Annotated in this window: 16 protein-coding genes; 7 read left to right on the top strand and 9 right to left on the bottom strand. The window is 65.6% G+C overall.

Going from position 1 to position 22,005, the window contains the following annotated elements; genetic code table 11:
- Positions 1-42: 42 nt before the first annotated feature.
- Both ACN9MU_RS05325 and ACN9MU_RS05320 read left to right on the top strand, forming a co-directional pair.
- Positions 43-831 (top strand): DNA-formamidopyrimidine glycosylase family protein, encoded by a 789-nt coding sequence (locus tag ACN9MU_RS05325; protein WP_426168098.1) that lies wholly within the window; start codon positions 43-45, stop codon positions 829-831.
- 112 nt (positions 832-943) lie between these two features.
- The gene (locus ACN9MU_RS05320) at positions 944-2,449 is read left to right on the top strand and encodes a DUF3369 domain-containing protein (protein WP_426168096.1); all 1,506 of its coding nucleotides are present in this window, start codon (positions 944-946) and stop codon (positions 2,447-2,449) included.
- 174 nt (positions 2,450-2,623) lie between these two features.
- On the opposite strand, the gene ACN9MU_RS05315 is transcribed toward ACN9MU_RS05320, so the two are convergent.
- The 3 genes from ACN9MU_RS05315 to ACN9MU_RS05305 form a co-directional block, all read right to left on the bottom strand.
- On the bottom strand, positions 2,624-3,706 hold the full coding sequence (locus ACN9MU_RS05315; protein WP_426320916.1) for a hypothetical protein: 1,083 nt from the start codon (positions 3,704-3,706) through the stop codon (positions 2,624-2,626).
- A complete protein-coding gene (locus ACN9MU_RS05310) occupies positions 3,703-5,664 on the bottom strand; it encodes a GAF domain-containing sensor histidine kinase (RefSeq protein ID WP_426320914.1) in 1,962 nt (653 codons plus the stop codon). The genes ACN9MU_RS05315 and ACN9MU_RS05310 overlap by 4 nt, the downstream gene beginning before the upstream one ends.
- 118 nt (positions 5,665-5,782) lie before the next feature.
- Complete coding sequence (locus ACN9MU_RS05305; RefSeq protein ID WP_426320912.1) at positions 5,783-5,992, bottom strand: hypothetical protein; 210 nt, start codon at positions 5,990-5,992, stop codon at positions 5,783-5,785.
- Between the two features lie 209 nt (positions 5,993-6,201).
- Between ACN9MU_RS05305 and ACN9MU_RS05300 the strand changes: the two genes are divergently transcribed.
- On the top strand, positions 6,202-6,597 hold the full coding sequence (locus ACN9MU_RS05300) for a hypothetical protein (protein ID WP_426168088.1): 396 nt from the start codon (positions 6,202-6,204) through the stop codon (positions 6,595-6,597).
- A 53-nt stretch (positions 6,598-6,650) separates the two neighbouring features.
- The gene (locus ACN9MU_RS05295; RefSeq protein WP_426320909.1) at positions 6,651-8,015 is read left to right on the top strand and encodes a serine hydrolase domain-containing protein; all 1,365 of its coding nucleotides are present in this window, start codon (positions 6,651-6,653) and stop codon (positions 8,013-8,015) included.
- Here ACN9MU_RS05295 and ACN9MU_RS05290 read toward each other — a convergent pair whose 3' ends face one another.
- Together ACN9MU_RS05290 and queC are read right to left on the bottom strand one after the other, a co-directional pair.
- Complete coding sequence (locus ACN9MU_RS05290) at positions 8,016-10,985, bottom strand: CHASE domain-containing protein (protein WP_426320907.1); 2,970 nt, start codon at positions 10,983-10,985, stop codon at positions 8,016-8,018.
- A 49-nt stretch (positions 10,986-11,034) separates the two neighbouring features.
- On the bottom strand, positions 11,035-11,766 hold the full coding sequence (queC, locus tag ACN9MU_RS05285) for a 7-cyano-7-deazaguanine synthase QueC (RefSeq protein ID WP_426168082.1): 732 nt from the start codon (positions 11,764-11,766) through the stop codon (positions 11,035-11,037).
- A gap of 132 nt (positions 11,767-11,898) precedes the next feature.
- Between queC and ACN9MU_RS05280 the strand changes: the two genes are divergently transcribed.
- Positions 11,899-13,680 (top strand): autotransporter assembly complex protein TamA, encoded by a 1,782-nt coding sequence (locus ACN9MU_RS05280; RefSeq protein ID WP_426168080.1) that lies wholly within the window; start codon positions 11,899-11,901, stop codon positions 13,678-13,680.
- A complete protein-coding gene (locus ACN9MU_RS05275) occupies positions 13,680-18,209 on the top strand; it encodes a translocation/assembly module TamB domain-containing protein (RefSeq protein WP_426320904.1) in 4,530 nt (1,509 codons plus the stop codon). Before ACN9MU_RS05280 ends, ACN9MU_RS05275 begins: the two co-directional genes overlap by 1 nt.
- Here the strand turns inward: ACN9MU_RS05275 and ACN9MU_RS05270 are convergent.
- Complete coding sequence (locus ACN9MU_RS05270; protein ID WP_426168076.1) at positions 18,188-18,370, bottom strand: hypothetical protein; 183 nt, start codon at positions 18,368-18,370, stop codon at positions 18,188-18,190. The two genes, ACN9MU_RS05275 and ACN9MU_RS05270, sit on opposite strands and share 22 nt — an antisense overlap.
- Positions 18,371-18,456: 86 nt before the next feature.
- Here ACN9MU_RS05270 and ACN9MU_RS05265 point away from each other — a divergent pair, with 86 nt between their 5' ends.
- On the top strand, positions 18,457-18,978 hold the full coding sequence (locus ACN9MU_RS05265) for a hypothetical protein (RefSeq protein ID WP_426168074.1): 522 nt from the start codon (positions 18,457-18,459) through the stop codon (positions 18,976-18,978).
- Here ACN9MU_RS05265 and ACN9MU_RS05260 read toward each other — a convergent pair.
- Genes ACN9MU_RS05260 through ACN9MU_RS05250 form a run of 3 tightly spaced genes read right to left on the bottom strand, consistent with a single transcriptional unit; the run spans position 18,975 to position 21,881 of the window.
- The gene (locus ACN9MU_RS05260; RefSeq protein ID WP_426320901.1) at positions 18,975-20,414 is read right to left on the bottom strand and encodes a TIGR01777 family oxidoreductase; all 1,440 of its coding nucleotides are present in this window, start codon (positions 20,412-20,414) and stop codon (positions 18,975-18,977) included. The genes ACN9MU_RS05265 and ACN9MU_RS05260 overlap by 4 nt on opposite strands.
- Entirely contained in the window at positions 20,411-21,469 is a 1,059-nt protein-coding gene (locus ACN9MU_RS05255) for a DUF4166 domain-containing protein (protein WP_426168070.1), read from the bottom strand. Before ACN9MU_RS05255 ends, ACN9MU_RS05260 begins: the two co-directional genes overlap by 4 nt.
- Positions 21,459-21,881, bottom strand: a complete 423-nt coding sequence (locus ACN9MU_RS05250; protein ID WP_426320899.1) for a thiol-disulfide oxidoreductase DCC family protein — start codon at positions 21,879-21,881, stop codon at positions 21,459-21,461. Before ACN9MU_RS05250 ends, ACN9MU_RS05255 begins: the two co-directional genes overlap by 11 nt.
- Between the last annotated feature and the right edge of the window lie 124 nt (positions 21,882-22,005).

Raw genomic sequence — 22,005 nt, 5'->3', positions numbered from 1 at the left:
CAATTGTGCGTGTGCGCACGGCGCCGTCGCGCTGGAGCGCCGATGCTGTCGGCAAGGAGGTGCGCCATGCCCGAAGGCCCGTCGATCGTCATCCTCAGCGAACAGGTGCGCGCGTTTGAAGGGCGCACCATTGCCTGCGCCAGCGGCAACAGCAAGGCCGTGCCGTTCGACGAGCTGCCCGGCCAGCCGGTGCTGTCGCTACGCAGCTGGGGCAAGCACTTCCTGATCGAATTGCCGCTGTACACGCTGCGCATCCACTTCCTGATGTTCGGCAGCTACCGCATCGACGAGCGCAAGGCAGGCGCCGAGCCGCGGCTGTCGCTGCAATTCGAAGAAGGCGGCGAGCTGAACTTCTATACCTGTTCGGTCAAGCTGGTGGAAGGGGAACTGGAGCAGGCTTACGATTGGCGCGGCGACGTGATGTCGGCGCATTGGAGTCCGCGCCTGGCGCTGAAAAAACTGCGCGACAATCCCGAGCGGCTTGTCTGCGATGTCCTGCTCGACCAGGACATCTTCGCTGGCGTTGGCAATATTATTAAAAACGAAGTATTGTTTCGTTTACACATACACCCTCTCTCCACGGTAAGTAAATTGCCACAAGGAAAGTTGCGTGAGCTGGTCAAGCAAGCGCGCCAATACAGTTTTGAGTTCAAACAATGGAAGTTGGCGTTTGAATTGAAAAAACATTGGCTGGTGCACAACCGTGCCGTGTGCCCGCGCTGTAATATCAAGCTGCACCGGGCCCATCTCGGGCTCACCCAGCGCCGTACGTTCTGGTGCGAGCGCTGTCAAAAGCGTTACGGCGACGCAGTAGATGTTGTAAAGATTTAGCTCATCCAGTATTGCCTGTTGTTAATAACAATGGGTAGGACTACAATCAATTTGATGCGCCTGAAAATTGCGCATCATCCAGGACTGTGTGTCACATTTGGAATTTGCCAATATGTCTTTCTTGTCTTCTGCTACGCCCAAACTTGCGCCGTGGCGCATCCTGCTGGTTGATGACGAACCCGATATCCACGACATCACCAAGCTCACGCTGAGCCGGTTTCGCCTGGAAGGACGCGGCCTGGCTTTCCTGCACGCATACAGCGGCGCCGAAGCGAAGGAAGTGCTGGCAAAGGAAAAAGACATCGCCCTGGTCTTCCTCGACGTCGTGATGGAGCGCGAAGACTCCGGCCTGGAAGTGGCGCGCTGGCTGCGCGAAGACCTCGACAACCAGTTCACCCGCATCGTGCTGCGCACCGGGCAACCGGGCCAGGCGCCGGAAGAACGCGTGATCGTCAATTACGACATCAACGATTACAAGGAAAAGACCGAGCTCGATCGCACCAAGCTGTTCACCACCACCTTCGCCGCCCTGCGCGCCTACCGCGACATCATGAAGGTGGAAGAAGCGCGCCAGCAGCAAATGCATTACCGCGAAGGCCTGGAACGCGTGATTGCCGCCTCGGCCCACATCTTCCAGGCACGCAACCTGAAAGACTTCGCCGACGGCTTGCTGCAGCAGGTGGTCGCGCTGCTGCGCCTGGAGCACAGCATGCTGGTGCGCCTGCGCGGCGCCAGCGCCGTCAGCGGCGAGCACGATTACGAAGTGCTGGCCCAGATCGGCCAGGACGAGGACAGCCTGCTGACGCCGGAGCTGCTGGCCCAGCTCAAGGACGCCGAGCGCAACCGCATCTCGCGCATGGCCGGCGACACCTTCGTCGGCTACTTCCCCAACAGCAGCGGCAAGGCGTCGCTGCTGGTGCTGAAGGGCGTGGACGAGATTTCCGAGATCGACCAGAAGCTGCTGGAGATTTTCTGCAGCGGGGTAGCGATCGCCTTCGACAACATCCTGCTGACGCAGGAAATCACCGACACCCAGGCCGAGCTGATCATGCGCCTGGGCGACGTGGTCGAATCGCGCTCCAACGAAGCCGGCAACCACGTGCGGCGCATGGCCGAATTCTGCCACCTGCTGGCCAGCGCCTCCGGCATGCCGGAAGATGAAACCGCCGTGCTGAAACACGCGGCGCCGATGCACGATATCGGCAAGATCGCCACGCCGGATTCGGTGCTGCTCAAACCGGGCAAGCTCGATGCGGCCGAGTGGGAAATCATGAAGCAGCATCCGACGGTCGGCCTGTCGATCCTGGACGGCTCGCAGCGCCCGATCCTGAAGGCAGCCGCCGTGATCGCCCACCAGCACCATGAAAAGTTCGACGGCAGCGGCTACCCGCAAGGGCTGAAGGGCCACGATATCCACGAGTACGCGCGGATCGTGGCCGTGTCCGACGTGTTCGACGCGCTGATGCACAAGCGCTGCTACAAGGATGCCTGGCCGGTCGAGAAAGTGGTGGAGCACATGCGCGAGGTGGCGGGCACTCACCTCGACCCGAAATTCGTCGAACTGCTGATCGCCAATATGGACAAGGCCCTCGCGATCAACGAGCGCTTCCCCGACTGAAATTCGGGGTCAGGTCTGTCATTTGGACAGCGGTGAACGACGTTTGATAAAAATCAAAGTCACCGAAAAACGACGGGACAGAACGAATACGCGAGGTTGCGATTCGCCCCGTTTTGATTTTTGTCAAAGGAGTGCGCTGTCTGTCCAAAAGACAGACCTGACCCCGAATTTTCGTCAGTACGCGGCCAGTTCGACCGGCATACGCTTGGCGCCGGAACGCCATTCACCAGTCAGCCTTGCGCCGGACACCTTCAGCGTCATCACGCCAGATGGCTTGCCGTCGTTGTCGCGCTCGGTGAGGGTCAGCTGCGCGCCCTGACGCTGCACCGTCAACTCAATCTGCTTGCGGTGCTTGTCATAGTAATAGTGGGCTTGCGGCGACGGGCTTGCTGACAGGCCGCTGTCGCCGATAAACAGCGTCACCGCCAGGTTGCCGTTGATTGTGCCTTTGTACAGCTGGGCGGATTTTCCGACCAGCGGCGCCGGTGCGTCGCCCTCGCCCAGCATCAGCTTGCGGCCGTAGGGATTCAGGTAGGGCCGCATTTCATCGCCCTTGAGTACGTACTCGAAGTCGCCCAGCTCGTCGATGCTGCGGACCGAATAACTGCCGCAGGACATGGAACGCAGCACCAGGCGGTTGTCGCGGATGCCCAGGTGGCCGAAATCGCCGGCAGTTGGCTGTTCTTCGTTGTCGAGGCAATTTTCATACAGTATGAGCTGGTCTTCGGCATCGGATTTGTCCTTGCCCTTCTTGAAGCGCTTCCTGAGCTCGGCGATGTGCTTTTGCATCGTCACGCTGCGCGCCTTGCGCGCCTTGGGCAGCAACCTGGCCTTTGCATCCGTCGTGACCACATCCAGTGCCTCCACCATGCGCCCATTCGACACATCGAAGTAATAGTCAAAATTCGAATCGCCGCAATGCGCGCCGCAAGCCGACAGCTGCAGCGAAACGCGCGCCATGCGCCCGCCGTTCACAGGGCTGATGCCATTCGATTCGATCGACATGGTGCCCGGGTCGATCATGCCGCCGATGGCCTTGGCGTCCGCCGAAGGCAGGGTATGCAGGAACGCGTCGTACACATAGGCGTTGATACGCTCAGCCACGCCGGGCTCGCCGCCTACGATCCACGGCAGCTTGGCGACTGCATCGTCGCCTTGCTGGTCTTTGAAAGGATAACTGCGCGGCTGGTCAGCCAGCGGTGCGGCGCCGGCGGCGCAGGCAAACGCCGCCGCGAAGGCAAGGAAAAACGCCCTCATGCAGACTGCTTGCGCTGGTCGCGCGGGAAACGCAGGTGGTAGTGCAGCCCCATGCCGGGCGAGCTGACCACCTTCACCGTGCCGCCCAGCGGTCCGGTCACCAGGTTGTACAGGATGTGCGCCCCCAGGCCGCTTCCGCCGGAGCCGCGCTTGGTGGTGAAGAAGGGATCGAACAGCTGCTGCAGCGTGGTGGAATCCATGCCGACGCCGTCGTCGCTGTAATCGAACAGCACGTGGTCGCCTTCGAGCTTGCCGGTGATGCGGATGGTGCCCTTCTGCCCTTCTTCGAAGCCGTGCACCAGGGAGTTCACCACCATATTGGTGACGATCTGCGAGACGGCGCCGGGGAAGCTCTCGCAATGGATGTCCGGCGGGCAGTCGACGTTGACGGCAATCGGTTTGCCCTTCAGCTTGGGCTGCAGCGACAGCAGCACTTCATCCAGGTATTTGCGCAGGTTGAAGTGGCGGATATTGTCGGACGACTGGTCCACCGCCACCTGCTTGAAGCTGCGCACCAGCGCCGCTGCGCGCTGGGTGTTGGTGGTCATGATCTTGAGCGACTGGTCGACCGTGTCGAAGAACTGGTTCAAGCCGTCTTCGTCCAGCGTGCCCTCGGCCAGGTCGAGGCGGCACAGGCGCAGCTCTTCCACCAGGTGGCTGGTGGCGGTCACGCAGATGCCGAGCGGGGTGTTGATTTCATGCGCGACGCCGGCGACCAGGCGCCCCAGCGAGGCAAGCTTCTCTTGCCGCACCAGCTCCGATTGCGCCGTCTGCAATTGCGTGAGCGCGGTGGCCAGCGCGGTGTTCTGTTCTTCCAGTTCGGCCTTGGCGCGGCGGATCGCCAGGTCGGCGCGGGTGCGCGCGATGGCGGCGGCGGTGTGGTTGGCGACGTAGGCCAGGATATCGAGTTCGGCCTGCGAGTACACCACGGATGCGTCGTAGCTTTGCACGATGATCACGCCCAGCGCTTGCTCGCCCACCATCATCGGGCAACCCATCCAGCTGGCGATGCCCTGGTTTCCCAGCGGTTCATTGATGTCGCCGCGCTCCATCAGCGCCGCGAACGCGGGCCCGTCGAGCAGCATGGGCTGGCGCTTCTTCAGCACGAAGGAGCTCATGCCGACGCCGTATTCGAAACGCTGGACCGGCGCTTCCTGGTCCTTCTCGTCGACGAAGTAAGGGATCGACATTTCGTCGCGCTTGGGATGGTAGAGCGCAATCAGGAAATTGCGGGCGGTGATCAGGCTGCCGACAATCTCGTGCAGGCGGGCGTACAGCAGCCTGGCGTCCGATTCGGCCGATGCCGATGCGGACAGGCTGGCAATCTCGTACAGCGCGCGCTGCAGGCGTTCGGCCTTGCTGCGCTCCGCTACTTCGCGCTCCAGTTCCAAGGTGCGTTCGCGCACGGCACGCTCGAGCCGGTCCATGCTCTGCAAGCCTTGCAGTGCGCTCGACACGTGGTTGGCAATCTGCGCGAACAGGGCCTGGTCTTCCTCGCTGTAGGTGTGCTCCTTGTCGTAGCTCTGGATCACCATGGCGCCCAGCACCTCATGGTCCTGGTCCAGCAAGGGACAACCGACCCAGTGCTCGGCGATCGTGCCGACGCCGAACACTTCGTTTTCTGCGCGGGCGCGGTGTTCGTCGCCCGTCATCACCAGGCGCTGCTTGTTCAGGATGACCCAGGCGGTGGGCGACTGGTCGGGCGTGGCCAGCTGCACCAGTTGGTCCTTGTAGGGATGGTCGTCCACTTCGTCGACAAAATAGACGAAGCGCACCGCATTGCCGGGCGCGTCTCGGTCGCTCAGGGCCACGTAGAAATTGGCGGCGTACATGATGCGGCCCAGTGCCGCGTGCACGGACTGCAGGAAGACCAAGATGTCGGTGCAACTATTGGACAGCTTGCCAATTTCCAGCAGGATTTCCTGGACGGCCTCCAGGCGGCGCAGACGGCTTTCCATCTTATTCCCAAGGTTAGATGCGTCTGGGAAATATAGCAGGAGGCGCCCACGCTAGCCAGCGGAAAACAAAGCCCGCGTGGTGCGCGGGCTGTATCAGGAAAACCAAGTTTGTGCCAGATCAATGCAGCGACATGGCAGGCCGCCGAGGCGGCAACACCGGCGGGCCGAGGGGAGTGATGCGCGGATCGATGGCCGGGTCGGGCGTCTGGTATTTGAAGGGATTGATGATGATTGGTGGAATCGTCGGTGGTGCGGATGGCGGGCCTTTGGGGCCTAACTCGATCATCGCGCTGCGCTGGCGCGGTTCGCTGTCGATTACCAGGAGCAACGATTGGCTCCCGTCTCTTACTAGCCAAGCCATATTCCCCTCCATCTCAGAGATCGGATATTCAGTATAGGCAAACAGTCAATCAATTCAAGGCGGAACGGCGGACTTTTTCCATTCATCATGCAAAATCCACCGTTCGTCGCAAGCGGATGGCTGGCAAGGGGCGCCGGGCCTACAGTAACACCATGTTCAACGCCAAGAGGCCCATCATGAAAAAGGTATTTGCCCTGTCCCTGGTCCTGCTGTTCTTCTGCATGGTTGCAGCCTGGATCTCCTTCGATGCCAGCGACCTCGTCGTCACGGTCGGCGACACGGACTATGACGGGCCGCTGGGCGCCTTGTTCGGTACCGTGCTGGCCGGCGGCGTGTTTGCCGTGATGGCGGTGGCGATGATCTTCGCGGCAGCCATCGTGGCCGTGGTGATGGCAGGCGTCGGCGTGATCGTGATCCTGTCCCTGGCGCTGGCGGCCGTGGTGACCATGGCGGCCGTGTCGCCCCTGTTGCTGCCGCTGATGATCCCGTTTTTCATTTACTGGCTGGTGAAGCGCCGCCACCGCAAGCCTGCCGAAGCTGCCGCGCCGGCGCTGGAACATGCCCCTGCCTGATTCGCCCGGATCGGGTGCTAGAATGCAATTTTTGCAACTCAAGGATTGCATCCATGCGCACGACCATCCTGCTGCTCTCCCTCGCCTTCTCTGCCCCCGCCTTCGCTGACAAGCTCGATGACGCCATCCTGGCGGAGATGAAACGCAGCCATATCCCCGGCGTTTCCATCGCCGTCGTGAAGGACGGCAAGATCATCCGCGAACAAGGCTATGGCCTGGCCGACCTGGAAAACAAGGTCAAGGTCACGCCCGCCACCATCTTCCAGTCCGGTTCGGTCGGCAAGACCTTCACCGCGGCCCTGGTGATGCTGCTGGCCGAAGACGGCAAACTGTCGCTGGACGACCCTGTTTCCCGGCACCTGGCGAACACGCCCAAGGCCTGGGAAGGCATCACCATCCGCCACCTGCTGTCGCATACCTCGGGCCTGGGCGATCCTTACGCCAGGCTGGACCTGACCAAGGATTACACGGAAGAAGAGCTGATCGCGCTGGAGGCGGAGATCCCCGTGCTGTTCGCACCGGGCGAGAAATGGTCGTACTCGAACATGGGCTACCACCTGCTCGGCTTCATTTGCAACAAGGCGGGCGGCAAGTTCTATGGCGACCAGCTGCGCGAGCGCATCTTCGCGCCGCTGGACATGGGCACCCGCATCATCAGCGAAGCCGACATCATTCCGCACCGCGCGCGCGGCTATGAACGCAAGGGCGGCAAGCTGGTGAACCAGTCCTGGGTGGCGCCGCGCCTGAACACCACGGCGGACGGCAGCCTGTACCTGACGGCGCGCGACCTGGCGAAATGGGACCTGGCGCTGTATGGCGACAAGGTGCTCCCGGCCAGCGCGCGCAATGCCAGCTGGACGCCGGCCAGACTGAACGACGGCACGGCCACCGAATACGGCTATGGCTGGCAATTGTTCCAGCGTAACGGCCATCGCGCCATCGCCCACGGCGGCGCATGGCAAGGCTTCCGTTCGCAGCTGTACCGCTTCGTGGACGACAGGCTGTCGGTGGTGGTGCTGGCCAATTCGGCCAGCGCGCGCCCCGGCAAGCTGGGGGACATCGTCGCCGCGCATTACCTGCCGGCGCTGGCCGTCAAGCCGAAGCCTGCGATTGCGGAAACCGAACCGGCCGTGGCCGAACGCGTGCGGGCCATGTTCGCCAGCATTGCCGAGCGCAAGCTGCCGGAAGGCTTGAGCGACAAAGTAGCGGGCGACCTGCCGCCGGAATTCCTGGCCATGGTGTCGGAGGACCTGCAGGAATGGGGACCGCTGCGCAAGGTGGAAGCGCTGGCGCGCAGCACCGATGGCGAAGTGCGCAAGTACAGCTACCGCCTGAACTACGGCAGCGGCGCCATGCTGGTCGACCTGAGCCTGGGCAAGGGCGACAAGGTCGAACAGCTGCGCATGCGCCCCGACTGATCAGCCTTCCACCCGGTTGCGGCCGGCGCGCTTGGCCCGGTATAGCGCGTGGTCGGCCCGCACCAGGGCCGCGTCGCCGCTGCGATCGGCCGACGCCATGCTGGCGATGCCGATGCTGACCGTGATGGCGATGCTGTTGCCATTGCGTCCCATCGGGGTCTCGGCAATGCGCTGGCGCAGGCGCTCGGCAAAAGCGCGCGCCGCTTCCAGGTCGGCGCCCGGCAGCAGGATGGCGAATTCCTCGCCGCCCACGCGGCCCAGCATGTCGATCTTGCGCTGCGAATCGCGCATCAGGCCGGCCAGGTGGCGCAGCACGGCGTCGCCCCAGTCGTGGCCGTGGGCGTCGTTGATGTCCTTGAAGTAGTCGATGTCCAGCATCAGCACGGCGGCGCGGCCGCCGACATCGCGCTGCAGGCGGGCCTGCTCGTCTTCCAGGCGCGCCATGAATTCGCGCCGGTTCGGCAAGCCGGTCAGGAAGTCGGTGGTGGCCAGCTGCAGCAGCTCTTCATTCAGGCGCTTGCGCTCCGTGATGTCGATGGTGGACACGATCACGAAGTCCAGCGCATGTTCGTGGCCCGGCATCACCAGCAGCGTCAGTTCATTCTGGCGCTGCACGCCATCCAGGCGCAGAAAGCTGCCTTCGCACTGGAACAGGTGCGCGCCCTGCTCCATCGCCAGCAGCGCACGCCTGAATTCCCGCATGGCCGACGGCGCGAAATTCTGCGCCAGGCCCAGCTTGTCCGGCCGCTTGCAGGCCGGGTCGGCGCCAACCTGGGCCAGCGCGGCGGCGTTGACGTCGGTGATGCGCACCAGCCCGGCCAGGCGCTGCAGCTGGCTGGGGTTCACCTGCAGCCATTGCGCCACATCTTCCACGCCCGAATCGGCCAGCTCCAGCAAGGCCGCGCGCACGGCCGACCAGTCCTGCTGCCACAAGGCGACCGGCGCATGGTCGTACAGGCTGCGGAAGCGCGCCTCGCCGACGCGCAAGGCTTCGGCGGCGCGCGCCTGTTCCACCGCGATGCCGGCCAGGCTGGCAGCCTGGTCGATCAGGGCCAGCTGCGCCACGCTGGGACGCTGCGGTTCGCGGTGATAGATGGCAAAGGCGCCCAGCACCTTGCCGTTGGCGCCGTGCACCGGCTCCGACCAGCAGGCGCCCAGTCCCGCCCGCAAGGCCATCTCGCGGTACGGCGCCCACAGCGGGTCGCTGGCGATGTCCGCCACGATCACGCGGCTGTTGCTGGTGACGGCCTTGCCGCAGGAACCGTTGCCAAAGCCGATCGGCAAGCCGTCGATGGCCTGCCTGAAAAAGGCCGGCAGGCTGGGGGCGGCGGACAGGTGCAGGTGCCTGCCTTCTTCGTCAAGCAGCATCACGCTGCAGATCATGCCGGGGTTGACCACCTCGATGCCGCGCATCAGGCTGTCCAGCACCTCCTGCTGCGGCGCACCGGCGGCCAGCAATTCCAGCACCTGGTGGCGCCCTTCCTCGCGCCGCTCGTTCAGGGTGCGTTCGGTGACGTCGCGGAAGGACCACAGCCTTGCTGCTTCGCTGCCCAGGCGCAGCGGGCGCGTGGTCACTTCCAGCACGCGGCCATCGCGCATCTGCAGCTGGCTGTGGCTGTCCTCGTCGTCCGGCTCGGGCCGGGCGCAGGCCTGCAGGAAGGCATCGGGCTGTTCCAGCTGGCTGGCCATATGGGCCAGCAGGATGGCGCCGTCGTTTTCCCAATCGAGCTGCTCCGGCACATTCCACAACTGGCGGAAGCGGCGATTGGAGTTCAGCACGGCACCGCTGTAGTTGTCGACCAGGATGCCGTCCACCGTGGAATCGAGGATGCAGCGCAACACCGCCTGGCTGCCCTGGGCATGTTCGGCCATGGCCAGCAGGGTTTCCTGCCCCTCGCGCAATTCATCGCCCATGCGGCTGCTCTGGTCGAGCGCCAGGCGCAGGCGCTGCCGGCTTTCCGCCAGCACGTAGGCCAGCAGCGCCAGCAAGGCGCTGATCAACAGGCCGCCGATGGCGATGGCGCGCGGTTTATCCGAAAGCACGCCGTTGGCCTTGGGCAGCGCGCTGATATGCAGGGTCCAGCGCCGGCCCGCCAGGCTGATGCGCTTGAGCGCGTGCTGGCGCCCTTCCACCGCGGCAGCCGCCGGCGCGCTGTCGAACATGCGCGTCATGGCGTTGGGTGCGTCGCCGTCGTAGACCTCCACGTCCAGGCCGCGCAGGGCATCGTGCCCCAGCGCCGCCATCACGTCGCCCACGCGAAACGGCGCGTAGACCCAGCCTTTCAGCGCACTGCGGCGCTGGATCAGGGTGTAGCGGCCCACGCCGTTCTGGTAGATCGGCAGCGCGATGATGAAGCCGGACTGCACCGGGTCGGCGGTTTCCTGCTTGAGGAGCAGCTTGCCCGTCATGGTCGGCAGGCCGGAATCGCGCGCCTGCTCGAAAGCGGCACGGCGCACTGGCTCGGACAGCCCGTCATAGCCGAAAGCCTGCATATTGGCGCCGGAGAACGGTTCCAGATAGACCACCGGGCCGTACTGGCTGCGCTGGCCGGGCGGCGTCACCGCGTAGTCGGGAAAGCCCTCGGCCTTGACGATGGCGACGTGCGACTCAAGCTGCGCACCCGGCACCAGGCGCATGAAGCCGATGCCCTGCATGCCGGGAAAGTTCTGTCCCAGTTCCAGGCGCTCGATATAGGTGTGGAATTCCTGCCGGTCGACGTAGTCGGAACTGGCGAACAAGCCCTGCACGCCGTACAGCACCTGCACATAGGCCTGCATGCGCGCAGCCATATTGTTGACCAGTTCGCGGGCGCGGTATTCGAAGCCGCTGCGGGCGTCGCGCTCGGCATCGACGTGGGCGCCCCACCAGACGCTGCCGGTCGCCGTCAGGCAAAGCGCAACCACCAGCCCAGCCAGCAGGCGGGGTTGGAGCAGGCGTTGGAGCGGCGGGCTGGCAGGTGGCCTCGGCATACCAGCATCTTAGTTTGTTTAGGGCAAAGCAATTGCCCTATAGAAAAAGTCAATCGGCGCTACTATCGTGATTGCCACGCAGTGCGGCCTGGTACAGGCGGTAGCCGCGCGCGCGCAACTCGCAGGCCGGGCAGGTGCCGCAGCCATAGCCCCAGTCGTGCAGCGCGCCGCGTTCCCCCTTGTAGCAGGTATGGGTGTCGGCCCGGATCAGGTCGACCAGTTCCTGGCCGCCGAGGCGTTCGGCCAGTTGCCAGGTTTGCGCCTTGTCCAGCCACATCAGCGGGGTTTCCAGCTTGTTGCGGGTGTCCATGCCGAGGTTCAGGGCCACCTGCAGCGCCTTCATGGTGTCGTCGCGGCAGTCCGGATAGCCGGAGAAGTCGGTTTCGCACATGCCGCCGACCAGCACGGTGAGGCCGCGGCGATACGCCAGGGTGGCGGCCACGGTCATGAACAGCAGGTTGCGGCCGGGGACGAAGGTGTTCGGCAGGCCGTTTTCCTGCATCACGATCTCGATGTCCTCGGTCATGGCCGTCTTCGACAGTTGCGAGATCAGGCCCAGGTCGACCATGTGGTCTTCGCCCAGGCGTTCCGCCCATTCCGGCTTCACGCTGCGCATCTGCTGCAGCACGCGCGGGCGCACGGTCAGCTCAATCGCATGGCGCTGGCCGTAGTCGAAGCCGATGGTTTCGACGCGCGGATAGCGCTCCAGGGCCCAGGCCAGGCAGGTTGTCGAGTCCTGTCCACCGCTGAACAGGACCAGTGCGGCGTCGTTTGTCAGCATCGCAGTCTTTCTTAGAGGTCTATTTGTAATCAATCATTAAGTGGCCGACAAGATTGCGGCTGATCCGGTAACATTCGGTTTCGACTTCCAGATCACAGACCACGAATTTTGGCACAAACCGGCATAAAAGTATTGAGGGGCCTTGTACTGGGCTGCGCTGCCCTGCTGCTGCCCTTGCTGGCGGCTGCCCAGGGCTGGACTTACCAGGTCCGCATCAACGCCCCGCGCGCGCTGGAGTCGCTTCTCGAAGATAACCTCGACCTGGTGCGCTACCGCACGAACGAGCGCATGGACCGCGACCAGCTGCAGCGCATGCTGCGCGCCGCGCCGGAGCAGATCAGGACGCTGGTTGCGACTGCCGGTTACTACACGCCGGCGGTGAATATCCGCCTGGACGAAAGCGGCACGCCGACCGTCACGGTCGACGTGCAGCCGGGCGAGCCGGTGCTGGTGGGCGAGGTGGAGATCGTGCTGGAAGGTTTCCAGTCGGCGTCGGGCGCGCCGTTCGACCAGGAGGCGCTGAAGGCCGGCTGGGCCCTGCCGCGGGGCGCCGTGTTCCGCCAGGACGAATGGGAAAAGGCCAAGCGCGATCTGCTGCGCGCCGTGGTGCAGACGCGCTACCCGCGCGCGCAAATGATTTCCAGCGAAGCGGTGGTCGATCCGGAGACCCGGCGCGCACTGCTGCACGTGGCGCTCGACAGCGGGCCGGAAATGCGCTTCGGCGAGCTGAAAATCGAGGGTTTGCGGCGCTATCCCGAATCGGCGGTGCGCAACCTGAACCCTATCAAGCCGGGCGACGTCTACAGCGAAGCGGCGCTGCAGGCTTACCAGGGCAAGCTGCAGGAGACCGGCTATTTCTCCAACGTCGAGGTGAGCGCCGACCTGTCGTCCCTGCTGGGCGAGCAGATCGAGGCGGCCGAGGGCAAAGCCGAAGGCGTGCCGCAGCCGGCGACGATGGCGCCGCTGCCGCTGCTGGTGCGCGTGGTGGAGAACAAGCGCAAGAATGCCAGCGTGGGTATCGGCTTCAGCACCAATACCGGCTACCGCACCTCGGGCACCTACGATGACCTGAACGTGTTCGGCCTGAAGATGAAGAGCGCGCTGACGCTGGAAACCAAGCGCCAGCAGGCGCGCAGCGATTTCTATTTTCCCACCACGGCGGACGGCTACAACGACAGCTTCGGCGCGGCGCTGGAACGCAAGGATATCGAAGGCGAGATCACGCGCACCGCTTCCGTCGCGGCCAAGCGGGCCTGGGGCACGCCGCTGCTCGAGCGCAGCATCTCCATCGAGTACCTGAACGAGAGCAAGACCGTGAACCGGGTGCTGTCGTCGCACAGCCAGTCCTTGCCGATCACCTATGCCGCCACCTGGCGCAAGGTGGATAACCTGGTGTTCCCGACCAAGGGCTATGTGCTGAATGCCACGCTGGGCGGGGCGCTGCTGCCGGTGCTGACGGATGAAAAATTCATCCGCGCCACGGCGCGCGGCATCACTTACCGGCCCCTGAGCCCGAAATCCACCGTCATCCTGCGCGCCGAATTCGGCGCCCTCGGCTCGGCGCACCAGGAAGGCGTGCCGACCACCTACCTGTTCCGCGCCGGCGGCGACAACTCGGTGCGCGGCTATGCCTACCAGGAGCTGGGCGTGCAGCAGGGCGAAGCGACGGTCGGCGGCCGCTACCTGGTCACCGGCAGCGCCGAATACCAGTACTGGTTCAAGCCGACCTGGGGCGCGGCGGTGTTCTATGACGCCGGCAATGCGTCTAATTCGCTGGGCGGCTTGCGTCCCAAGTCCGGCTACGGCGTCGGTGCGCGCTACAAGAGCCCGGTCGGGCCGATCAATGTCGACGTCGCATATGGCCATGCCACTAAAAAGGCCCGGCTGCACTTCTCGCTGGGGTTCACGTTCTGATGGATACGCCGCGCCATCTCCCCCATCCTCCAGCGCCGCCTGAGGCGCCGCTGGCAGCGCCTCGCCGCAAGTGGCTGCGCCGCACGCTGATCGGCGGCGGCGTGACGCTGGCCGTGCTGGGCGGCGCGGCGTGGCTGCTGGGACGCGAAACCACGCTGCAGCAGATCGTGGCGCAGGTTGCGCGCGCCAGCGGCGGCCAGATCGTGGTCACCGGCGTCAGCGGTTCGCTGTATGGCCGCATGCATATCGGCCGCATCATCTACCGCGACGAGTCGAGCGTCCTGACGCTCGATAACATCGACATCAACTGGTCGCCGCTGCAATACTTCAGCGAGGGCGTGGCGATCAGCGAGTTGCATGTGGCGCGCGCCGAATCGCGCAGCACCGGGCCATCCAAACCAGCCGTGATGCCGGCATCGATCACGCCGCCGTTCCGCCTGAGCATTGCGGACGGCCGCGTCAGCACGCTGGCCCTGGTCAGCGAAGACGGCAGCCGCACCGAGCTGCGCGCCATCAAGCTGCAGCTCCAGGGCGACGGCCAGCATTGGCAACTGAAGGACGCCAGCGCCGAGACACCCATTGGCGCCCTTGCCGCCAGCGCGGAAATTTCGACCACGCGCCCGTACAAACTGAGCGCCACCGTCGCCCTGGCGCCGCTGCCGCCGTCGACTCCCGCGGCCCGGCCTGCCGGCAATCCCGTTACACCACCCGGCGCTGCGGCGGCAACGCCGCCCGACCCCGGCATGGTCGAGCGCAGCGCCACGCGGCTGGAGCTGTACGCCAGCGGCGACCTTGCGCAACTGAAGCTGGACGTCAAAGGCAAATCGAACTACGCCAACGGCGACGGCACCCTGGTGCTGGCGCCGTTCGACGCCCTGCCCCTGCGCAGCATCCGCCTGCAGGCGCGCGACGTCGACCCGGCCCGCTTCGACCCGGCCTGGCCAAAGGCGGCAATCGACCTGGCGCTGGACGCCGCCATCAATGGCGACAAGCTGTCCGGCAAGCTGGCCGCTACCAACCGCAGCGCCCCCGGCCCGCTCGACCAGCAAAAGCTGCCCCTGCACAGCGCCGCCGCACAACTGGGCGGCACGCTGGACAATGCAAGCCTCAGCGGCCTGCTGATCGACCTGGGCGCCGCCGGCAAGTTCACCGGCAGCGGCAAGCTGCGCCGCCTGCCGAAAGACGGCAGCATCGACACCGCCAGCGTGCGCCTGCACACCGACCGCCTCGACCTGCGCGGCCTGCACGGCGCCGCCATCAGCACGGCGATTGCCGGCGACATCAGCGCCGAAACCAAGGGCAAGCAGCACACCTTGCGCGCCGCGCTGGGCGAAGGCAAGCTGCGCCTGGACGCCCACGCCACACTGCAAGACCTGCTGCTGACCGTGCACCAGGCGCGCATCAGCGCCGGCCAGGGCAGCGTCTCCGCCACCGCCCAGGCCAGCCTGAAGGATGACAAAACCTTCAAGGCCAACGCGGCGGTCAAGCGCTTCGATCCGGCCGCGCTGGGCGCCTTCCCTTCAGCCGACCTGAACGCGGAACTGCAGGCCAGCGGAAAGCTGGCGCCGGACTGGCGCGCCAACGCCGACATCGTCCTGCAGCCCAGCAAGTTGATGGGGCAGCCGCTCTCGGGCAGCGTCAAGCTGGCCGCCGATGCGCAGCACATCGCCAGCATCGACGCCCGCCTCGCTTACGCCCGCAATACCGCCACCGCGCGCGGCGCATTCGGCGCTGCCGGCGACAAGCTGGAATGGCAGCTCGACGCCCCTCAGCTTTCCGTACTCGACCCGCAACTGCAAGGCAGCGCGACTGCCAGCGGCACCCTGGGCGGCGGCTACAAGGCGCCGCGCACCAGTTTCAGCGCGGAGGCGCGCGGCCTGGGCTACCAGCCGCCAGGCGGCCAGCGCCCGGCCGCGGCCACGCCGGCGCCGGCCCGCGCCGACAGCGTGATCCGTGCCAGCGGCGAAGCGGCGCTCTTCGGCGCAATGGACGTCAAGCTGTCCGGCAGCGCAATGCGCCTCAACCCGGCCAGCTTTGGCGCTTCGGTCGCGGGCAACGTCAACGCCGATTTCGACGCCACGCTGCGCGCCTCGGCGGACTGGCTGGCCAATGCCGATATCCGCCTGCAGCCGGCGTCCACGCTTGGCAACGCGGCACTGAGCGGCCATGCAAAGTTCGCCGCCGCCCCCGGCCGCGTGCAGGACAGCGACGTCGACCTGCACCTCGGCCCCAACCTGCTGCAGGCCAAAGGCTCGTTCGGCAAGCCGCAAGACCGCATCGACTGGAAGCTCGACGCACCACAACTGGCGGTTCTGGGCAGCGGCTGGTCCGGCAACCTGCGCGGCAGCGGCTACGCCAGTGGCGGCAACGTCGCTGGCCGCGGCCCCAACACCATGCCAACGCTCAGCGCCACGCTGGATGGCGCCCACCTGCGCCTGCCGGGGCAGCGTGAGATCTCTTCGATCAAGGGCAGCGCCACCATCGGCACCTCTTTCGCACCTGACGATCCGCTGCAGGCCGACCTGGTGGTCACGGGCCTGAACATGCCCGGCCTGCTGCTTGACCGCCTGCGCCTGCAGGCCAGCGGCACCGCAGGCAACCACTCGGTGCAGCTAGCCGCCACCAATCCCGACTTCGACGCCAGCACAAAAGTCCACGGCAGCTTCGCCCCGGATAGCTGGAACGGCAGCATCGACGCCCTGCAGAACAAAGGCCGCTTCGCCCTCACCCTGCAGGCGCCGGCCACGCTGCGCATTAGCGGCCGCAAAGGCGATGGCGTTGCCGGCCTGGCGCAGCCGGAGCAGCTCGAGTTAAGCAGCGCCACCATCGCCATGCCGGAAGGCAGCCTGCGCATCGACACGCTGGAGAAGAACGGCCTGCGCTGGCGCAGCAAAGGCAGCGCCAGCGGCGTCAACGCCAGCTACCTCGCCCAACTGTCCGACACCTGGCGCAGCAACGTGGCCAGCACCATGACCCTGGGCGGCGACTGGTCGCTGGAACTGGCAGCGCCCGCCGCGAAAGGCGCCGCGCCCGCGCTGGACGGCTACCTGCACGTATTCCGCGAAAAAGGCGACGTAACGATCACCGGCGGCGAACGCCCGATCCCGCTCGAGCTGAAGGTGCTGGACGCGCGCGTCACGGTCGCCGGCGACCAGCTGCGCGCCCAGGCCGAACTGGCCGGCGACCGCGCCGGCAATGCGCGCCTGGAAGCCAGCGCCCAGTTGCGCGACGGCCGCATTCCATCCGACAGCCCCCTGACTTTCGGCGCCAGCGCCAGCCTGCCTTCCATTGCCTGGCTGTCCCCGCTGCTTGGCGTGCAAGGAATGGAACTGGGCGGCGCCCTGCGCGCCCATGCCAGCGGCCACGGCACCATCGCCAATCCCCTGCTGGATGGCGAGGTGGTGGGCGAACAGCTGGTGATCAACTGGGCCGAGCAAGGCATCCGCCTGCGCAACGGCGCCCTGCAGGCCAAAGTGAGCGGCGACCAGCTGCAGCTGCAACGCCTGCGCTTCGATGGAACCGACGGCAATGTACAGGCTGACGGCTGGTTGCGGCTGGCAGGCGGCGACATGTCGATGGACCTCAAGCTGGCCGCCAACAAGCTCGAAGTATTCAACCGCCCGGACCGCACCCTGGTGCTGAGCGGCAGCAGCACCCTGGTGCGCGACGCCAAGCGCTTCGAGTTCGACGGCAAGTTCAGGGCCAACCGCGCCGTCATCGAACTGCCTTCGCTCGACACGCCCACCATCAGCGAAGACGTGGTGATCCTGGGCCGTGAAAAACCGAAGGCTGCCGCCAGCAGCGGGCTGCCCCTGAATATCGACCTGGAGGCCGACCTGGGCGACGATTTCACCTTGCGCGGCAAGGGCCTGGACGCGCAGCTGGCCGGCACCGTGCGCGTGCGCATGGCCGATCGCCGCGCCCCGCGCGTCAACGGCAGCATCCGCGTCGTCAGCGGCACGTACGCCGCCTACGGCCAGCGCCTGGCGATCGAACGCGGCGTGCTGAATTTCACCGGCGCCTACGACAACCCGGGCCTGAACATCCGCGCCGTGCGCAAGCGCCCCGAAGGCGATGAGCTGAGCGAGACCAATGTGGAAGCCGGCGTCGAAGTGCGCGGCACCGCGCTGGCGCCATCGGCCAAGCTGGTTTCCACGCCTTCCGTGCCGGACAGCGAAAAACTGGCCTGGATGGTGCTCGGCCACGGCACCGCCGACATGGCCGGCAATGAAATGAGCCTGCTCGGCACCGCAGCCGGCGCCCTGCTGGGCGGCAGCGGCGGGCCGAGCCTGGCCAACCGGGTCGGTCTCGATGAGCTGGGCGTCAGCCAGGCCAAGGGGCTGGAAAGCACGGTCGTCACGGTCGGCAAAAAGCTGTCTTCGCGCGCCTACATCAGCTTCGAGCAGGGCGCGGGCACCGCGACCAGCCTGGTCAAGCTGCGCTACAAGGTCAACAACCGCGTGACGCTGCAGGTGCAGACGGGCACCAACAACGCACTGGACGTGCTTTACAACTGGGCTTTCGACTGACCGGGCGGACGCAGCTCGGGATTATGGTTGGGCACCGGCTCGTCTTGCGGGACAGGGTTGTGCGGGCTGTGCGGATGCACCGGCTCGGGGTGCGGCTGCGACTCGTCGACTGGCACCGGCAAATCCGGTGCGCGGTGGGCGTGGATACGGTGTTTTTCCATGGCTGGAACTCCCGAAAGCGAGATCACGAAGGGGTATTTTACGCCTGCGGTTAAAATTCTTCTTTTTTTCCCGAATCCGGCGCCCAATGCAACTGACTGTCACCACCGTAGTCCTGCTCATCCTCGTTCCGACGCTGATCTGGCGCATCTATTCGCGCCTGAAGCTGGTGTTCCGCCGCCAGGAATCGGTGGCGTGGCGGCACTGGGTCGGCGCGGCCGGCTTGCCGGTCCTGCTGCTGGCAGCCGCCCAGTCCATGCTGCGCAACCCGCCGGCGCTGGCGATGATGGCTGCCGCCGTGATAGCCGGCGCCTGGATGGCCTTCTTCGCGCTCAAGAAGACCCGCTTCGAAAACACCGGCAGCAAGCTGTATTTCACCCCGCCGAGCCGCACCGCGATCCTGATCTGCATGCTGTTCGCCGCCCGGGTGCTGCAGATCGGCGTCGAGTTCTACGTCAACCGCCAGTCCGAACACCCGCGCGTGATCAACCAGGCCGAAGTCCTGCAACATCCGCTGACCGTCATTCCCTTCGGCCTGATGCTGGGCTACCTTGCCGCCTACTCCATCGGCCTGCTGCGCTGGAGCATGGCGCAGAAGAAGCTCGACTAAACCAGGTCGGCCAGCGCTTGCCGGACTGTCGGGAAGCGGAAGCTGAAACCGCTGGCGAGCAGGCGGGTCGGCGCTACGGCGGCGCCTTCCAGAAGCAGGCCCGCTTGCTCGCCGAGCAGCAAGCGCACCGGCCAGGCCGGCGTAGGAATCGCGCTCGGGCGATGCAGCTCGGCGGCGGCGGCCCGGGTGAACTCCAGTTGCGTCGGCTGCTCCGGAGCCGTGAAATTCCAGGCGCCGTCAGCGTTGGCGCCGAGGCGCCAGACGTGGGCCATCGCCCCCAGCAAATCGGCAATGTGGATCCAGGAGTTGCGCTGGCGTCCTGTTCCCATGCGGCCGCCGAAGCCCAGTCTGATCGGCAGCAGCATAGGCTGCAGCGCGCCGCCATGGCCGTAGACCACCCCGAAGCGCGCCAGCGCAACCGGTACGCCATACTCGCGTGCACGGCTGGCGGCGGCCTCCCATTCCTGGCATAGCTGCGACATGAAGATTGCCTGCGGCGGGCTGGCTTCGTTCAATACCTGGCCACTGCCCTGCGGCTGGATGCCGTAGTAGCCGACCGCGGATGCATTGATCACCAGGCGCGGCTTGTGCACGGCCCGCGCAATCCAGTCCACCACGCCTTGCGTCAGCCCGGCGCGGCTGCCGCGCAGCACGGCCTTGCGCCGCTCGCTCCAGCGCCAGCCAAGAATGCGGGCGCCGGCGAGGTTGATGACGACGTCGACCGGTTCGGCCGGCGACAAGTCGCCCATGCCGGCAACTGCGCGCACGGCGCCGCCATATTCCCATGCCGCCTTGCGCGGCTCGCGCGACAGCACGATGACCCGGTGGCCGCCGGCAAGCAAGGCTGGCACGAGCGAATGCCCGACAAATCCGGTCGCGCCGGTGACCAGCACCGTTTGCGGCGGGCCGTCGAAGCGTACGCTTTGCGAGGCAGCGCCAGGCACGGCACGCGAGGCGAAGGCGTCCCGGACGCCGGACACGAACACGCCCACGCCGCACAAGGCGAGGAAGATGCTGAGCCAGCCCTGCGGCGCATAAGCGAATCCTGTCGGCGCATCGATGGCTGCCGGCATTCCCAGCATCAGCAGGGTAATGAAGGCGCCGCCGTTAATCGCCAGCACGGTGTGCGTTACGCGCTCGGTGGCAGGCAGCAGGCGGGTCTGGTCCTCCACCACGAAGTCCCACAGCGTGAGGACAATCTCGATGCCGAACAGCGCCAGCAGCACCCAGGCCCAGGCGCCCTGCCACACCCAGGCCGACAACCCCACGAACAGCACGCCGTAGATCGTGGCACGCACTGCGTGAATGGCAAGCTCGCGCCTTGCCGTGACGCGCTGCGGCAAGGCTTCCGTCAGCTCATGGTGGTAGATGGTGTCGAAGGCGCCCAGGCAGCCTTGTGCGGCCATGAGCTGCAATGCGAGCAGATGCGTGTTCATGCTGCCTCCCTCTCCGCTGCACGCCTCTCGTGGAAGACGCCGGCTTGCACGAAGGTCGTGCCAAACAGGGCGTGGCGGATTTCGATGCGGATGTTGAATCGGTTGGGCGCCTCGTTGCAGTGGCGCAGGTAGGTCTTGCCCGGCGTGAGCACGCCAGGCAGGGGGATGCGCCAGCCCAGCAGGTCCCAGAAATAGCCGTCGCTGGTGAAATGCAGGTTGCCATCGGCCACGTGCAGCTTGAGCTTCATGCCGAGGCCCAGTCCCACGTATTCGAGCACTTCGCCGCGCTCGCTCTCCGCCATGTAGGAGGTGAACTTGACCGGCTTGCGGCCATTCAGCATGTAGATGCGCTGCTTGTAGATGTTCTGCGAGCCCGGTTTGCCGTAGACCTGGATGTCGACCGGAAAGCCGCTGTCGTCGTAGGGTATCAGTGCGCCCTGGATGAAGGGTTTGCTGGCGAAGCCGAGCAGCTTGCCGAATCGCGAAGCGCGCAACTCCGCCAGGGTGCCGTAGTACAGCAAGGGTTTGCCGGGTGCCGGGTTCTTGGCGAAGCGTTGCTGGATGTCGGGGTGCAGCTTGCTCCACTCGCTGCCGAGGACTTTTCGGAACAGCTCTCCCTCGCCGACCAGCGGCGCCGCCTCGGCGGCGTCACGCGCGGCAGCGTCGATCCGGTACAGGCGCCAGGCGGCAGGCAGCAACAGCGCCAGCGTGGCGATGTCGAGCCACGCATTCGGCCATACGCCAGCGCGCAGCGATACCATGATGTCCTGCGGCCCCCACAACAGCAGTCCTGCCGCCACCCACAGCCAGGCCGCCGGCTCGCGACGCTGGTCGCCGAACCACACCAAGGCCAGCATCCACAGCCCGACGCACTGGATGGTGGGCCCGAACAGCGCCATCCACCAGGCGTGCTGCGGGCGCGTCGATGCCGGGCCAAGCCAGGCGAGATACCAGTCAAGGGCTGCGGCGCCGGCGATCCAGGGCAGCACCAGGCCGACCAGCAAATGTCCAACTGCGCTGGCGTACATCCAGCGCACCAGCCATTTACGCTCCATCCTTGCCTCCGAAGTAGGCCTGGCAACGCTCGCCGTCGCAGGCAGGGCGCGCGCCGTCGATCCGGAGCCAGCGCGAAATGCGGTAGCGGTTGCGGGCGAAACTGCGGTAGGCCGAGGCCAGCATCGGCCGCAGCGCTGCTACCCGCAGCGGCCATACCAGCCAGGCGCGTCCCGCCAGCGTGTAGGCCGCCAGGATGGCATCGGTGCCGACCAGCATGGCGCCGTCGGCACGCAGTCCGTGCAACTCCGTGTTCATGGCAGCGAGGCTGGCGCCCAGCGGAGCGGGATCGAAGCCGGGTGCAGCGATATCGACGAAGGCCAGGCGGCCGGCGCGGTCCCAGCGCCGCAGGCGGGACATCTCGCTCCGGCAAAACGGGCAGGCATTATCGAAAAACAGGGTCAGTGCGGCCATTGGCTCACTCCATTTGTGACATAAAAACTACAAACGTGAAATTCATCCGAAACACGCTTAACATCCTGAAAGTCACGGATTTCCACCGATTCCAGAATGAATATTTGTTGAATTATGTTATTTT

Origin of the sequence: Pseudoduganella sp. R-32, from assembly GCF_049913245.1 — a bacterium.
Classification (GTDB): Bacteria; Pseudomonadota; Gammaproteobacteria; order Burkholderiales; family Burkholderiaceae_D; genus Rugamonas.
The sequence above is the reverse complement of the archived record's forward strand: the minus strand, read 5'-3'. Positions and strand labels throughout refer to the sequence as shown.

Coding starts and splice junctions, on each gene's coding strand:
- ACN9MU_RS05275 (WP_426320904.1), top strand. CDS start 13,680: ATGGATACGCCGCGCCATCTCCCCCATCCTCCAGCGCCGCCTGAGGCG.
- ACN9MU_RS05290 (WP_426320907.1), bottom strand. CDS start 10,985: ATGCCGAGGCCACCTGCCAGCCCGCCGCTCCAACGCCTGCTCCAACCC.
- ACN9MU_RS05320 (WP_426168096.1), top strand. CDS start 944: ATGTCTTTCTTGTCTTCTGCTACGCCCAAACTTGCGCCGTGGCGCATC.
- ACN9MU_RS05270 (WP_426168076.1), bottom strand. CDS start 18,370: ATGGAAAAACACCGTATCCACGCCCACCGCGCACCGGATTTGCCGGTG.
- ACN9MU_RS05260 (WP_426320901.1), bottom strand. CDS start 20,414: ATGAACACGCATCTGCTCGCATTGCAGCTCATGGCCGCACAAGGCTGC.
- ACN9MU_RS05325 (WP_426168098.1), top strand. CDS start 43: ATGCTGTCGGCAAGGAGGTGCGCCATGCCCGAAGGCCCGTCGATCGTC.
- ACN9MU_RS05315 (WP_426320916.1), bottom strand. CDS start 3,706: ATGAGGGCGTTTTTCCTTGCCTTCGCGGCGGCGTTTGCCTGCGCCGCC.
- ACN9MU_RS05300 (WP_426168088.1), top strand. CDS start 6,202: ATGAAAAAGGTATTTGCCCTGTCCCTGGTCCTGCTGTTCTTCTGCATG.
- ACN9MU_RS05265 (WP_426168074.1), top strand. CDS start 18,457: ATGCAACTGACTGTCACCACCGTAGTCCTGCTCATCCTCGTTCCGACG.
- queC (WP_426168082.1), bottom strand. CDS start 11,766: ATGCTGACAAACGACGCCGCACTGGTCCTGTTCAGCGGTGGACAGGAC.
- ACN9MU_RS05295 (WP_426320909.1), top strand. CDS start 6,651: ATGCGCACGACCATCCTGCTGCTCTCCCTCGCCTTCTCTGCCCCCGCC.
- ACN9MU_RS05250 (WP_426320899.1), bottom strand. CDS start 21,881: ATGGCCGCACTGACCCTGTTTTTCGATAATGCCTGCCCGTTTTGCCGG.
- ACN9MU_RS05255 (WP_426168070.1), bottom strand. CDS start 21,469: ATGGAGCGTAAATGGCTGGTGCGCTGGATGTACGCCAGCGCAGTTGGA.
- ACN9MU_RS05310 (WP_426320914.1), bottom strand. CDS start 5,664: ATGGAAAGCCGTCTGCGCCGCCTGGAGGCCGTCCAGGAAATCCTGCTG.